The organism is Arthrobacter sp. TJ-240, assembly GCF_058269195.1.
The window spans coordinates 733,575-747,740 of the sequence record NZ_JBZCNG010000002.1 but is presented as its reverse complement, the minus strand read 5'-3'; the positions used below and the strand labels follow the sequence as shown (position 1 = coordinate 747,740).

Annotated in this window: 15 protein-coding genes; 11 read left to right on the top strand and 4 right to left on the bottom strand. The window is 70.7% G+C overall.

The window, feature by feature from the left end; genetic code table 11:
• Positions 1–228: 228 nt before the first annotated feature.
• From AC4D2C_RS08235 to AC4D2C_RS08225, 3 genes are all read left to right on the top strand, one after another.
• Positions 229–528, top strand: a complete 300-nt coding sequence (locus AC4D2C_RS08235) for a DUF3039 domain-containing protein (RefSeq protein WP_334210362.1) — start codon at positions 229–231, stop codon at positions 526–528.
• Between the two features lie 393 nt (positions 529–921).
• A complete protein-coding gene (locus AC4D2C_RS08230; RefSeq protein ID WP_490913999.1) occupies positions 922–2,376 on the top strand; it encodes an MFS transporter in 1,455 nt (484 codons plus the stop codon).
• Positions 2,373–4,148 (top strand): DEAD/DEAH box helicase, encoded by a 1,776-nt coding sequence (locus AC4D2C_RS08225; protein ID WP_334210360.1) that lies wholly within the window; start codon positions 2,373–2,375, stop codon positions 4,146–4,148. The genes AC4D2C_RS08230 and AC4D2C_RS08225 overlap by 4 nt, the downstream gene beginning before the upstream one ends.
• 86 nt (positions 4,149–4,234) lie before the next feature.
• Here the strand turns inward: AC4D2C_RS08225 and AC4D2C_RS08220 are convergent, their stop codons facing one another.
• Together AC4D2C_RS08220 and AC4D2C_RS08215 are read right to left on the bottom strand one after the other, a co-directional pair.
• Entirely contained in the window at positions 4,235–4,858 is a 624-nt protein-coding gene (locus AC4D2C_RS08220) for an isochorismatase family protein (RefSeq protein ID WP_490913997.1), read from the bottom strand.
• Entirely contained in the window at positions 4,855–6,171 is a 1,317-nt protein-coding gene (locus AC4D2C_RS08215; RefSeq protein ID WP_490914058.1) for a nicotinate phosphoribosyltransferase, read from the bottom strand. Before AC4D2C_RS08215 ends, AC4D2C_RS08220 begins: the two co-directional genes overlap by 4 nt.
• 131 nt (positions 6,172–6,302) lie before the next feature.
• On the opposite strand from AC4D2C_RS08215, the gene clpS reads away from it, so the two are divergent.
• The 7 genes from clpS to AC4D2C_RS08180 all read left to right on the top strand — a co-directional run bounded on the left by clpS (position 6,303) and on the right by AC4D2C_RS08180 (position 11,298).
• Positions 6,303–6,611 (top strand): ATP-dependent Clp protease adapter ClpS, encoded by a 309-nt coding sequence (gene clpS, locus AC4D2C_RS08210; RefSeq protein ID WP_104051287.1) that lies wholly within the window; start codon positions 6,303–6,305, stop codon positions 6,609–6,611.
• 9 nt (positions 6,612–6,620) lie between these two features.
• Positions 6,621–7,196, top strand: a complete 576-nt coding sequence (locus AC4D2C_RS08205) for a DUF2017 domain-containing protein (RefSeq protein WP_490913995.1) — start codon at positions 6,621–6,623, stop codon at positions 7,194–7,196.
• Between the two features lie 103 nt (positions 7,197–7,299).
• Entirely contained in the window at positions 7,300–8,208 is a 909-nt protein-coding gene (murI, locus tag AC4D2C_RS08200) for a glutamate racemase (RefSeq protein ID WP_490913993.1), read from the top strand.
• Positions 8,205–9,002, top strand: a complete 798-nt coding sequence (locus AC4D2C_RS08195; protein ID WP_490913991.1) for an MBL fold metallo-hydrolase — start codon at positions 8,205–8,207, stop codon at positions 9,000–9,002. The genes murI and AC4D2C_RS08195 overlap by 4 nt, the downstream gene beginning before the upstream one ends.
• Positions 9,003–9,076: 74 nt before the next feature.
• Positions 9,077–9,868, top strand: coding sequence for a ribonuclease PH (rph, locus tag AC4D2C_RS08190; protein WP_490913989.1), 792 nt, complete (start codon positions 9,077–9,079; stop codon positions 9,866–9,868).
• Positions 9,861–10,487, top strand: a complete 627-nt coding sequence (rdgB, locus tag AC4D2C_RS08185) for an RdgB/HAM1 family non-canonical purine NTP pyrophosphatase (protein ID WP_490913987.1) — start codon at positions 9,861–9,863, stop codon at positions 10,485–10,487. Before rph ends, rdgB begins: the two co-directional genes overlap by 8 nt.
• 223 nt (positions 10,488–10,710) lie before the next feature.
• Positions 10,711–11,298, top strand: coding sequence for a DedA family protein (locus AC4D2C_RS08180; protein ID WP_490914056.1), 588 nt, complete (start codon positions 10,711–10,713; stop codon positions 11,296–11,298).
• A gap of 120 nt (positions 11,299–11,418) precedes the next feature.
• On the opposite strand, the gene AC4D2C_RS08175 is transcribed toward AC4D2C_RS08180, so the two are convergent.
• Positions 11,419–12,096: an HAD-IA family hydrolase gene (locus tag AC4D2C_RS08175; protein WP_490913985.1), complete on the bottom strand. Its 678-nt coding sequence runs from the start codon at positions 12,094–12,096 to the stop codon at positions 11,419–11,421.
• A gap of 92 nt (positions 12,097–12,188) precedes the next feature.
• On the opposite strand from AC4D2C_RS08175, the gene AC4D2C_RS08170 reads away from it, so the two are divergent.
• Positions 12,189–13,181 (top strand): exonuclease domain-containing protein, encoded by a 993-nt coding sequence (locus AC4D2C_RS08170; protein WP_490913983.1) that lies wholly within the window; start codon positions 12,189–12,191, stop codon positions 13,179–13,181.
• 24 nt (positions 13,182–13,205) lie between these two features.
• Here the strand turns inward: AC4D2C_RS08170 and AC4D2C_RS08165 are convergent, their stop codons facing one another.
• Complete coding sequence (locus tag AC4D2C_RS08165; RefSeq protein ID WP_490913982.1) at positions 13,206–14,165, bottom strand: SDR family NAD(P)-dependent oxidoreductase; 960 nt, start codon at positions 14,163–14,165, stop codon at positions 13,206–13,208.
• Position 14,166: the final 1 nt, after the last annotated feature.

The following is a 14,166-nucleotide window of genomic DNA, read 5'->3' as shown; positions in this document are numbered from 1 at the left end:
ACTGCGCATTCGTCCTCATACCCGTTATTCTCCCGCCCGGCACCGACACGATAAGGGCCCCCCCATATTGCCGCGAGACTATGTGGATAACTTGCCGATCAGCAGATCAAGGAACAAAGAGAAGAACTATTCATCGGTAGCCGGTCGGCCTCCTTCTCCGGCGAATTTGTCGACGAAAGGATTCGCCGACCCCCTGTGACGAAGGCACCCGGGCGATAGACTGGAACCATGACTATGCCCGCAGATCCCTTCGCAAACGATCCCCTCGACGCCGGCACAGGGGGCTCCACGGCGACCATCGAGCGTGAGGAACTCCGCCAGGAGGTGGAGCCCGGCGACGCCGAGCGCTTCGCCCACTACGTCCGCAAGGAGAAGATCATGGAGTCCGCCTTCACCGGCGAACCTGTGATCGCACTCTGCGGCAAGGTGTGGACTCCCGGCCGTGACCCCGAGAAGTTCCCCGTCTGCCCCGAGTGCAAGGAGATCTACAACGGTCTCCGCCCGGGCAACGACAAGCCCAAGGACTGACGGCAGGCCCACTGACGGCAGGCCCGACTGACGCTAGACCCGGCCAGCGGCGGAGCCGACGTCGTCGAGACGCCGGGGTGAACACCGAATCCCTGTACGACAGGTCGGGCTGACGTCGGAGCAACAGCAAGTGCGATGCCGTGGACACACGCCCGGTTACCCGGTGTGCACCGTTCGAGTTCGATGCCCGCCGGCACAGCCGCACGCTCGCCGTCGCAGGTCTGGCTCCGGCCTATTCCCCGCGCCGGATCACACCAGCACCCGCTGATCCAGCAGTCCGGAGCGCCGTGCGCCGCCATGCGGGATACGCAGAAGAACCATGCGCGATACGCACCAAAACCATGCTCGATATGCCGAAGAACCACGCCCGATACCCAGCAGAACACAGGTGACATGAGCAAGACCTCCGACAGGGCAGGAACCGGGACAGCCGGCGCGATGTCGCCCGAGCTGCGCCCACTCACGATCGGCATCCTCGCCATCATCACCTGCGCGGCCTTCGAGGCGATGGCCGTCATCACCGCCATGCCCTCGGTGGCGAAGGAACTCTCCGGCGAGTCGAGCTATGGCCTGGCGTTCTCCATGTACCTGACGGCATCGCTGCTCGGGACCGTCGTCGCCGGTTCCTGGTGCGACCGCAAGGGGCCCCGCCCCGCCCTCGCCGTCGGGCTGGCCCTCATGATCCTCGGGCTCCTCCTGGCGGGAGCCGCCCCGGATTTCTGGCTCGTCACGGTCGGCCGCGCCGTCTCCGGCCTGGGCGGTGGTTCCATGATCGTGGCGGTGTACGTGGTGATCGGGCGCTCCTTCCCGCTCTCGGCCCAGCCGGTCGTGTTCGGCTGGCTCGCCGCCGCGTGGGTGCTGCCGGCGCTGATCGGACCCCTGGTCGCGGGGTTCGTCACGCAGAGCGTGGGCTGGCGCTGGGTGTTCCTCGGGGTGGTGCCCGTGGTGATCGCGGCCGTCGTCATCGTGTGGCCGAAAACCCGGGAACTCGGCCCCATGGCAGCCGCCGATGCCGGCCCGGCGAAAGGACGCGTCCTCCGGGGCGTCGCCCTGGCCGGCGGTGTCTTCGCCGCGCAGTGGGCCGTGGTCCGGCTCGCCGACACGCAGGACCCCGCTGCAGCGACCGTGACAGGCCTCGTGTTCCTTGCCGTCGCGGGCGTCGTCGTCGCCCTCCTCGTCCTGCCTCCGCTCCTGCCCAGGGGCACCCTGATCCTCGCCCGCGGGCTGCCGAGCATCATCGCCACCCGTGGCATCGTGAACGTGGCCTTCTTCGGTACCGAGGCCTTCATCCCCCTGATGCTCGTCAGTTCCAGGGACATCGACCCCGGCACCGCCGGCCTCACGCTGAGCGCCGGCGCGCTCGGCTGGAGCGCGGGATCCTTCGTGCAGGCGCGCGTGACCTTCAACCGCCGCTGGCTGCTGGTCGCCGGATCGTCGATCCTCTCGCTCTCACTCGGCGGGTTCGCCCTCGCGACCGCGACTGAAGCTCCGCTGTGGGTGCTCGCCGTGGTGTGGGGGCTGTCCGGATTCGCCATGGGGATGACGCTCTCGAGCACGTCGGTGCTGGTGCTGAAACTCTCCCCGCCCACCGAGCAGGGACGCAATTCGGCCGCACTGCAGATCTCCGACCAGCTCGGCGGCGTGGCCGGGACGGCCGGCGCAGGGGCCCTGTTCGCCCTCCTGCACGACCCCGCGGATCCCGGCCACGTGCCGACCTTTGTTGCGATCTGGCTGGCTCTATGGGTGTTCACGGCAGCGGGTATAGTTTCGGGTCTGAGAGGGGCCAGCTCATCCGATGACGCCCCCGGTCTCCCCAGCAAGTCAATGGAAGGTACTGTCCCGGCGTGAGTAGTGACACCCTGTTCGGTGCCGGCGCAGCCCTGCCCCCCGCATATCCGGAGCGCGCAGCCTGGGGGACCGCCCCCAAGCTGCGCCAGTGGCAGAGCGAAGCGCTGGAGAAGTATTTCCAGGAATCCCCGAGCGATTTCCTCGCGGTAGCCACCCCCGGAGCAGGCAAGACGACCTTCGCCCTCCGTGTGGCGACCGAGCTCGTCGACCGCGGCGTGGTCAACCGGGTCACGATCGTCGCCCCCACGGACCACCTCAAGCGGCAGTGGGCCGACGCCGCCGCGAAGGTCGGGCTCGCGATCGATCCCAACTTCAAGAACGCGGACGGCCGCCACGGTGGAGCCTTCATCGGCGTCGCCGTGACGTACGCGCAGGTGGCCAGCAAGCCGATGCTGCACCGCGCGAAGACGGAGGCCGCGCGTACCCTCGTGATCCTCGACGAGATCCACCACGGCGGCGACGCGCTGTCCTGGGGCGACGGCATCCGTGAGGCCTTCGAACCGGCCGCACGGCGCCTTGCCCTCACCGGCACGCCCTTCCGGTCCGACACCGCGGCGATCCCGTTCGTCGAGTACGCCGAGGACCGCGACGGCATCCGCCGGTCCCGCGCCGACTACACCTACGGTTATGGCCAGGCCCTCCGCGACCACGTCGTGCGTCCGGTCATGTTCATGGCGTACTCCGGCCAAATGCGCTGGCGTACCAGCGGGGGCGAGGAGATGGCCGCGTCGCTCGGCGAGGCCGCCGTGACCAAGGACATCACCGCGCAGGCCTGGCGGACGGCGCTCAACCCGGCCGGCGAATGGATCCCGGCCGTCCTCGCCGCCGCGGACAAGCGGCTCACCGAGGTGCGGCGTACGGTGCACGACGCCGGCGGACTCGTCATCGCCACGGACCACGACGACGCGCGTGCCTATGCGGGACAGCTCAAGCGGATCACGGGGGAGTCCCCGACCGTCATCCTGTCCGACGACGCGAAGGCGTCCTCGAAGATCGAGGAGTTCTCCGCGGGCGAGAAGCGATGGATGGTCGCCGTGCGCATGGTGTCCGAGGGCGTCGACGTCCCGCGTCTCGCCGTCGGCGTGTACGCCACCTCCACGGCCACCCCGCTGTTCTTCGCGCAGGCCGTCGGACGCTACGTGCGTGCGCGGCGGCGTGGCGAGACCGCGTCGATCTTCCTGCCGTCGGTGCCGAACCTCATGGCGCTGGCCAACCAGCTCGAGCTCGAACGCGACCACGCCCTCGACCGGCCCGAGAAGGACGACGAGGGGTTCGGCCTCGAGGACGGGCTCATGGAGGCCGCGAACCGCGAGGACAAGGCGTCGGACTCCCTGACCAAGCAGAAGTTCGAGGCGCTGGAATCGCAGGCGTCCTTCGACCGCGTCCTGTTCGACGGCGGCGAGTTCGGCACCGGCGGCGAGATGGGCAGCGAGGAGGAGCTCGACTTCCTCGGCATCCCCGGGCTGCTCGACGCCGACCAGGTGGGCCAGCTGCTGCGCCAGCGCCAGCAGGAGCAGCAGACACGCCGCAAGGCGAGGCCAGCGGCGGCGCCCGCCGAACCGCTCGTGGTGGACCACCGCCAGCTCACCGAGCTGCGCGGCCAGCTCGCCAAGAACGTCTCGGCCTGGGCCGCCCGCACGGGCATGCCGCACGGCCAGGTGCACACCGAGCTGCGGAAGCAGTGCGGCGGACCCGCCGTCGCGCAGGCCAACGAGGACCAGCTCCAGCGGCGCCTGCAGAAACTGCAGGACTGGTTCATCGGCAAGAAGTAGGAACGGTACCGACTCGCTGCGGGGACGGTACCGATACGGAGAAGGCCGGGCTGGTTCGACCAGCCCGGCCTTCGTGCGTCAGGGGACTAGCCCGCCAGCTCGACGCCGGCGGCCTCCAGTTCCTCGAGCGCCTTCTCGGCCTTGTCGTCGTGCACGCCCCGGACGAGGTCGACCAGCACCGTGACGCCGTATCCGGCCTGGATCGCGTCGAGCGCGGTCGCCCGCACGCAGTAGTCGGTGGCGAGGCCCGCGATCACGACGTCGTCCACCTCGTGGTCCTGCAGCCAGTCGTCGAGCGTCATCGGGTCCTCGTCGACCTCCGCGGCGCCGCCGCCGAGCTTCTGGTCGCCCGTGGGGACCTCGTCGTCGGGCGCCTTGACACCTTCGAAGCCCGAGTACGCGGCCTCGAACTGGCCCTTCCGGAACACAGCGTCGATGCTCTCGGTGTCGAGGTCGCGGTGGAACTCCGAACCCTTCGTGTCGGCGACGCAGTGTACCGGCCACGAGTCCTCGAAGTCGGGCTCCTCCGAGAAGTGGGCACCCGGATCGATGTGCCAGTCCTGGGTGGCGACGATGTAGTCGTACGAGGCGGCCTGCTCGTCGATGTGGTCGCTGATGTCGGCTGCGACCTGCGCGCCGCCCCGCACGGCGAGCGAACCGCCCTCGCAGAAGTCGTTCTGCACGTCCACGATGATCAATGCGCGCGTCATGATGCTGCCTCCTCGTATTCGGTGGGGATCACGGGTTCGCCGCGCTGCAGGCGCCGCACGGCCCCGGGGAGCTCGGCGATGGAACGGGTGTGGTGCTCGGCGGCGCGGACGACGGCTTCCGGCCCGGTCCAGCCGTCGAGGACGACGCCGTCCTTCACGAACTGCTGCACGAGCGGACGGTCGTCGCCGTCGTTGGCCGGGCTGATGCCGATGCCGACGACCTCGGCCCGGGCGACGCCGTGCTCGTCGAGCCGCCGCATGGCCTGCTTCAGCCCACCGACGGACGCCTTGTTCTTGGCCGCCTTGGCCACGGAGATGAAAGCGCCGTCGTCGTCCTGCCGGCTCACGAGCTTGTAGACCATGCCCGCGGTCGGGGCGCCGGACCCGGTGACGAGCGACGTGCCGACGCCGTAGGAGTCCACCGGGGCCGAGGCGAGCAGCCCGATGGCGAACTCGTCGAGGTCGGAGGTCACCACGATCTTCGTGGTGTGGTTCCCGAGGTCGTCCAGGAGCTGCCGCACCCAGCGGGCCTGCGCGACGAGGTCGCCGGAGTCCAGGCGGACGGCTCCCAGCTCGGGGCCCGCCACCTCCACGGCGGTGCGGACGCCCTGCTCGACGTCGTACGTGTCCACGAGGAGCGAGGTGCCCCGGCCGAGCGCGGCGACCTGCGCCTCGAACGCCGCCCGCTCGGAATCGTGCAGGAGCGTGAAGGAGTGCGCCGCCGTGCCCACCGTCGGGAGGCCGTACCGGCGGCCCGCCTCCAGGTTCGACGTGCTCGCGAAACCGCCGATGATGGCGGCACGGGCCGCGGCGACGGCGGCCTCCTCATGCGTGCGGCGCGAACCCATCTCGATGCAGGGTCGCCCGGCGGCAGCACCGGTCATGCGTGACGCCGCGGAGGCGATGGCGCTGTCGTGGTTGAGGATCGAGAGGACGAGCGTCTCGAGGATGCACGCCTCGGCGAAGGTGGACTCGACCGTCAGGATGGGCGAGTTGGGGAAGTAGGCCTCACCCTCCACGTAGCCCGAGATGGAGCCGGTGAAGCGGAACCCCGCGAGCCAGGAGAGCGTGGTGTCGTCCACGATGTGGTGATCGCTGAGGAACGCGAGTTGCGCGTCGTCGAACCGGAAGGTGGCCAGCGCCTCCAGCAGCCGTCCCGTCCCGGCGACGACGCCGTAGCGCCGCCCTGCCGGGAGGCGGCGGGCGAAGGCCTCGAAGACCGACCGGCGATGGGCCGCGCCCGAGTGCAGCGAGGCCTGCAGCATCGTGAGCTCGTACTGGTCGGTGAAGAGCGCGCTGTTCGGCGTGTTCACGGCGGGAGGCGCCGCACCGGCGGCGGGCGGGTCGGTGGTGAGGGCGTTGGTCACCCTTGAAACGATAGCGGGACGTGCGGGGTGTGAGTACCCGGCCAGCAGGCGGGGTGGATGCCACCTAGAATGAGGGGATGACCGTAGGCTTTGCAACCGGCACCGACACCCTGGAAGAGGTGCGGACGGCCGAGAAGACCGACCTGGACCAGCCCTGGGTCGTGGTGGTCTGGAACGACCCCGTGAACCTCATGAGCTACGTGAGCTACGTCTTCCAGACGTACTTCGGGTACAGCGAGGCGAAGGCGCGCACCCTGATGCTCGAGGTCCATGAGCAGGGCCGTTCCGCCGTCGTCTCCGGCAGCCGCGAGAAGGTGGAGCAGGACACCGTCGCGCTGCACTCCTACGGACTGTGGGCCACCTTCGAGAAAAGCGGAAGCGAGTAAGCCCTCCCCATGGCAAAACCGTTCAAATCGACGCGCCGCGGTATCACCGGGGCGCTGGAGCCGGGCGAGGCACGCCTCCTCGGCGCCCTGCTCGACGACGTCATCTCGATGCTCGAACCCGAGACGGGCCCCAGCGAGGACCCCCTGGCCGCGATCGTCGGCATGTCCGGCGCGGACGCGGAGTCGACGGCTCCCGACGACTCTGCCGTCCGGCGCCTCCTGCCCGACGCCGTGCGCGGGGACGACGACGAGGCGCTCGCCTTCCGGCGCCTCACCGAACGGTCCCTGCGGGAGCAGAAGATCGGCGCCCTGCGCAGCAGCGCCCTGGCGATCGAGTCGAATCCCATCACGCTGGGCGACGAGCAGGCGCGCCTCCTCGCACAGGCGCTCAACGACGTGCGGCTGGTCCTCGCCGACCGCCTCGGCATCGAGACGGAGGACGACGCCGAACGGCTGCACGACGTCGCGGACTCCAAGGACGTGGACGACGTCGAGTCCTACCTCGCGCTCGTGTACAACTTCATCACGTGGCTCCAGGAATCGCTCGTTCAGGCCATGCTGAAGGCCGCGCGGCTGCAGCGTTGAGGCACGACGGCGCCCGCTCACGACCGACGGGCGCCGGGCTGTGACAGAACCCACGGATCGGCGAATAGTTTTCGCGGGCGTCAGGTCATATTCTCGGAGGATCATGAGCCCAGAGCCAGCGAACCCCGACCGCAGCGAAGCGCCCATCGGCATCTTCGACTCCGGTGTCGGGGGACTGACCGTCGCCCGAGCCGTCATCGACCAGCTCCCGCACGAGTCCATCATGTACGTCGGTGACACGGCGAACGGCCCGTACGGACCGCTCCCCATCGCCCGGGTGCGCGCCCACGCGCTCGGCGTGATGGACGAACTGGTCGATTCCGGCGTGAAGCTTCTCGTCATCGCCTGCAACTCGGCCTCCGCCGCCGTCCTGCGGGACGCCCGCGAGCGCTACACGGCCCGCTACGGCATCCCCGTGATCGAGGTCATCCAGCCGGCCGTCCGCCGGGCGGTGGCGTCCACCCGCTCGGGCCGGATCGGCGTCATCGGCACGAGCGCCACCGTGGGCTCCCGCGCCTACGACGACACCTTCGCCGCCGCCCCCCACCTCGAGCTCACCTCCGTGGCCTGCCCGGCGTTCGTGGAGTTCGTGGAGGCCGGCATCACCGGCGGTCCGGCGCTCCTGAGGACGGCGGAGGAGTACCTCGCACCGCTGAAGGACGCGGACGTGGACACGCTCGTGCTCGGGTGCACGCACTACCCGCTGCTCACCGGCGTCATCTCCTACGTCATGGGCGACGCCGTGACGCTCGTGTCCAGCGCGGAGGAGACCGCCAAGGACGTGTACCGGGCGCTCGTCTCGCACGACCTCGAGCGGGACACCACGGCGCCCGGCGTGCACCGGTTCATCGCCACGGGGGACGCCGACGGCTTCGAGGTGCTCGCCCGGCGCTTCCTCGGGCCCGAGGTCCTCAGCGTCCAGCACGTCGACCACGTCGCCGCCCAGTACCCGACCGGCAGCCTCGCGCGGATCACGCCCGAGATGATCGCCGCCGGATTCCCACCCGCATGAAACTCACCATCGTCGGCTGCAGCGGGTCCTTCCCCGGCCCGCAGTCCCCGGCGTCCTGCTACCTGCTGAGCGCCGAGTGGGAGGGCCGCACCTGGCGCATCCTCCTCGATCTCGGCAACGGCTCCCTCGGGGCGCTGCAGCGCTACATGGACCTGCGCGAGATCGACGCCGTGTTCCTGTCCCACCTGCACCCCGACCACTGCATGGACCTGTGCGGGCTCCACGTCGCCGTCCACTGGGATCCCTCGGGGTGGGGCCTGCCGCGCATCCCCGTCTGGGGTCCTGCAGCGACGGCGGATCGGATGGCCAGCGCCTACGGCCTCGATCTCGATCCGGGGATGCACGAGGACTTCGACTTCCGCTCGTGGGAGGACCGCTCCGGGGTGTCGGTGGGCCCGTTCAGCATCACGCCGTATCGCGTGCTGCACCCCATCGAGGAGGCGTACGCGCTGCGCGTCGAGGTGACCGAGGCGGACGGGCAGGGAGGTTCCCGTCCCCACGTCCTCGCGTACTCGGGGGACACCGACGCGTGCGACGGACTGGTGGACGCGGCCAAGGACGCCGACGTCTTCCTGTGCGAGGCCGCCTTCCACGAGGGCCGCGACGACGCCATCACCGGTGTGCACCTCACGGGCAAGCGCGCCGGCGACGTCGCCACCCGCGCGTCCGCCAAGCGCCTGCTGCTGACCCATCTCCCGGTCTGGAATGATGCGAACGTCGCCGTCAGCGAGGCCAAGGAGAGCTACGACGGCCACCTCGCGGTCGCCGTCGCCGGGGTCTCGTACACGGTGTGACCCGGGGCGGCACTCGCTCCGTGCGCCGGTGCCTCCCGATGGCCGGCATCCCGGCCCCGTCTAGACTGGAAATCATGACCTCCGCGAAACCCACGCCCGTGCCGCCCGCCGACAGTGCCCAGAGTCCCGTGCTGCGCGCGGACGGCAGGACGCCCGACCAGCTGCGCAACATCAGCATCACGCGCGGCTGGTCCAAGCAGGCCGAGGGCTCCGCGCTCATCGAGTTCGGGAACACGCGCGTCCTCTGCACCGCGAGCCTGACGAGTGGTGTGCCCCGCTGGCTCAAGGGCGAGGGCAGGGGCTGGGTGACCGCCGAGTACGCCATGCTCCCGCGCGCCACGAACACCCGCTCCGACCGTGAGTCCGTCAAGGGCAGGATCGGCGGCCGGACGCACGAGATCTCGCGCCTGATCGGCCGTTCCCTGCGGTCGATCATCGACACCAAGGCGCTCGGGGAGAACACGATCGTGCTCGACTGCGACGTCCTCCAGGCCGACGGCGGCACGCGGACCGCCGCGATCACCGGAGCCTACGTGGCCCTCGCCGACGCCATCCGGTACGCCAAGGACAAGAAGCTCATCCCCGCCTCGGCGTCCCCGCTCACCGACACCGTCGCGGCCATCAGCGTGGGCATCATCGACGGCGTCCCCATGCTCGACCTGCCCTACGTGGAGGACGTCCGCGCGGAGACGGACATGAACGTCGTCGTCACCGGTTCCGGGAAGTTCGTCGAGGTGCAGGGCACGGCCGAGGGCGCGCCCTTCGACCGCGCCGAACTCGACGCCCTGCTGGACCTCGCCCTGCTGGGCACCGCGCAGCTCGCGCAGATCCAGATCGACACGCTCCGGGACTCGCACGGTGGCTGACGCGCCCCGGCTCGTCCTCGCCACCCGCAACCCCGGCAAGCTGCGGGAGCTGCGGGAGCTGCTGCGCGGCCAGGTGCCCGGGCTCGACGTCGACACGCAGGTGGTCGACGCCGCGACCGCCGGGGCCCCGGACGTCGTCGAGAGCGGTGTGACGTTCGAGGAGAACGCGCTGCTCAAGGCTGAGCAGGTGGCCCAGGCCACCGGGCTGCTCGCCGTCGCCGACGACTCGGGCCTCGCCGTCGACGTGCTCGGCGGAGCCCCCGGGATCTTCTCTGCGCGGTGGGCCGGCCGGCACGGAGACGACGCCGCGAACCTCGACCTCCTCCTGGCACAGCTCGAGGACATCCCGCACGAGCGGCGCGGCGCTGCCTTCGTCTGCGCCGCGGCCCTCGCGCACCCCGGCGCCTCCGCCGGGAGCCACACCGAGCGCGGGGAACTGCGGGGGTCGCTGCTGACCGCGCCCCGCGGTACCGGAGGCTTCGGCTACGACCCCGTCCTCGTGCCCGCGGGGCTGGACCGCAGCTGCGCCGAGCTCGCACCGGAGGAGAAGAACGCCATCAGCCACCGCGGTATCGCCTTCCGGGCGCTGCTGCCGCACCTCATCGACGCGCTGCGCTGAGCCCGAGCGGACCACTGCAGGCCATGACCACCTTCCGCCGACACCCCACGCGGTCCGTCCTCGAGGACGGACCGGTCGGACCACTTGCACCAGACAAGGGACGGACACCACCGTGAGCATCACCCAGACAGCCCAGGCCGCCCAGGCACTCCATGCCGCGACGGCGACCACATCGTCGGACGGATCGGCGCTCGGCGCCGTCACCGACTGGGCCGTGAACCTGATGGAGACCATCGGCGCTCCCGGCGCAGGTCTGGCCATCGCCCTGGAGAACCTCTTCCCACCCCTGCCGAGCGAGGTGATCCTGCCGCTGGCAGGCTTCACCGCGAGCCGGGGGAACTTCTCGCTCCTCGAGGCCATCTTCTGGACCACCCTCGGCTCGGTGGTCGGCGCCTACGCGCTATACGCGCTCGGGGCCTGGCTCGGACGCGACCGCATGCGGCGGCTCGTGGCGAAGGTCCCGCTCATCGACATCGAGGACGTCGACCGGGTGGAGGCCTGGTTCGAGCGCCACGGGTACCGGGCCGTGTTCTTCGGCAGGATGATCCCGCTGTTCCGCAGCCTCGTCTCGATCCCGGCCGGGATCGAGCGCATGCCCCTGGGCAAGTTCCTGCTGCTCACCACCGCGGGCAGCCTGATCTGGAACACGATCTTCGTCATGGCCGGGTTCTACCTGGGCGAGAACTGGCACATCGTCGAGCAGTACGCGAACACGTTCCAGAAGATCGTGATCGTCGCCGTCGTGCTGTTCGCCGTGTACTTCGTCGTCTCGAAGGTGCGCAAGCACCGGGCGGCCAGGCGGGCGCAGTGACCCACGGCCCGACGCGCCGCGGGACGGCTGGACCCTCGACCTCGCCGTGCTGCACCGCGACCGCATCATCGGTGTGCTGGACCGCCGAGGTCCACGGGGTGCAGCCGGCACTCGACTTCCTCAGTCCCGGACCGGTTCCCGCCCCAGCAGGCTGACGTCCGTCGCGGCCGGCGTTCGCGCGTCGCCCGTTCCCGGGCCGGCCAGCACCCGCGACAGGTCCGCCGAGGGTTCGAACAGCCGGGCGTCGATCCCGAGCGCCCGGGCGGCCGCGATGTTGGCGGGCGCGTCGTCGACGAACGTGACCTGCGCCGCGTCGGCGGCGAGCTCGGCGAGGACGTGCTCGAAGATCGCGGGGGAGGGCTTCACGAGCCTGAGCGGGGAACTGAAGAAGAGGTGCCGGAACAGCCGGGTCCATGGTGCCTGGGAGAGCTGCGACACCATGGCGGCCGGCATGTTCGAGAGCAATGCCAGCTGCTCGCCCCGGGCTTCCAGGTCCTCGAGGACGTCGAGGGTGTCGAGGTTCGGGTGTGACCACTGGTTGCCGTCCAGGACGTCGAGCCACGCGGACCTGACCTGCTCCACGCCCTCGCCGCACACCAGCGACCAGTACTCCTCCGACGTGAGGGCGCCGGCGTCGTAGGCGTACCGGTGCCGCCAGTACGCCGAGGTGGAGTCCTGCAGGTCCTGTGTGCCGGTCGCCTCGGCGAGCAGCTCCCAGTCCTGAGGGGTGGGTGCGGTGGAGATCACGTTTCCGTAGTCGATCAGGTACCACCTGCGGGGGGTGTCGGTGCGGGCCATGGTTCAGGGTAGGGCCGTAACCCTGCGGACGTGTCGGACCTGCGGTGAACGTTACGTGAACGTGCGGCCGGTGACGGCGGTAAACTCGTTGCGTGGGAATCGCATTCACGGCCATCGACTTCGAGACGGCGAATGGCTTCCGCGGGTCTCCCTGCGCCGTCGGACTGACCAAGGTCAGGGACGGCCGGATCGTCGAGGAGGCGTCCTGGCTGATGCGCCCGCCCGTCGGGCACGACTCGTTCGATTCCCGGAACATCGCGATCCACGGGATCACCGCGGCCATGGTCGCCGACGCCCCCCGGTTCGGCGACCTGTTCCCGGAGATCGGCGGCTTCATCGGCTCCGACGTCCTCGTGGCCCATAACGCGGCCTTCGACCTCGGCGTGATCCGTTCCGCCCTCGAGGTGTCCGCCCTTCCGGGGCCGGCCTGGGACTACGCCTGCACCGTCGTCCTCTCGCGGAAGAGCTACTCGCTGCCCTCCTACTCCCTGCCCTTCGTCGCCGAGGCCGCCGGCGTCCCGCTGGTCAACCATCACGACGCCGTCGAGGACGCGCGTGCCTGCGCCGGCATCATGATCGACATCGCGCGCCGGTTCGGCGCACCGACGGTCGAGGAGGTGCTCGGCCACCACAACCTCCCGCTGTCGCGCGCCGAGCCGTACGCGCCGGGCGTGGACGAGCTGTCGAAGGCCACCCGGACCGCCCTCGAGCGGGGGACGTCGCCCGCCGGGTGGTCGGGCTGGCCGGAGGAGGGGGAGAACCCGCACGCCAACGCGCAGGCCGATCCGCGGCACCCGCTCTACGGGCAGACCGTCGTGTTCACCGGGAACCTCGGCATCCCGCGCCCGCAGGCGAAGGAGCGTGCGGCCCGCCTCGGGGCGCAGCCGGCCAGTTCCGTCACACGCAGGACCACCGTGCTGGTGGTCGGTGACGGGTTCGTCGCCTCGGACCTGCGCAACGGGCGCGTGACCGGCAAGGCGCGGCGCGTGCTCGAACTGCACGAGCGGGGCCAGGCCATCGAAGTGCTGTCGGAGGCCGAGTTCCTGCAGATGACCGGCGGACGGTGGCCGGCGCAGAGCCAGTGATCCGCCGCTGGGCGCGAGGGCCGATCAGAAGTGCAGGCCGATCCCCGTGAGTGCGGCGGAGAGGTCGATGAGCCTCGACGCGGCATTGCTCTCGCGAGCCCGCGGCTTCGCGGGTACCAGGGCCGGCCGGCCCTTGAGCTGGAACCAGCCGTCGGGTCCGCAGTAGGCGCCGTTCGGGATGCCGGCGTCGACCGTGGCCCGCACGAGCGGCCACGCGCCGTCGTCCTTGCCCTGCGCGACGGGCCCCATGACGCGTTTCCGCCAGGCGGCGGCAGGCTTGTGGACCTCGACGCCGGGCCGGGCGGGGGTGAGCATGCCGAGGGCCAGGCCCGGATGGGCCACGACGCTCGTCGCAGTACTGCCGGTCAGCTCGAGGCGGCGCGCCAGTTCGAAGCCGAACGCCATGACGGCCAGCTTCGACGTCGCATAGGCGCTCGCGTTGCGGTACGACGACGGCTGCAGGGACGACGGCGTGAGCCGCGCCCACCGGTGGCTGATGCTGCCGAGGTGGACGATCCGGGTACCGGCGGCGGAGAGCGCCGGCAGCAGCAAGGCGATCAGGGCGTAGTGCCCGAGGTGGTTGGTGCCGAACTGCAACTCGAAACCGTCCGCCGTGGTGCGCCGCTCCGGTGAGCCGACCACGCCTGCGTTCGCGAGCAGACCGGCCAGCGGAGGACCCGCCGCGATGGCCGCCGCGGCAGCCCGCACCGAGGACAGATCGGCCAGGTCCAGGGGCTGGAAGGAGACGTCGGCGCCGGGATGCAGGCCGCGGATGGCGCCGATGGCGCGGCCGGCCCTGTCCCTGCTGCGGGACGCGAGGACCACGCTCGCGCCGGCGGCCGCGAGCTGCTCGCACGCGAAGTACCCGAGGCCCGCATTGCCGCCGGTGACGAGGACCCGCCGGCCCGTCAGTGAGGGAAGGGCCGTCGGGTCCCAGTCGGCCCCGCCCCGCCCGGCGCCCGGTGCGCGGTCCAGCAGGCCCATC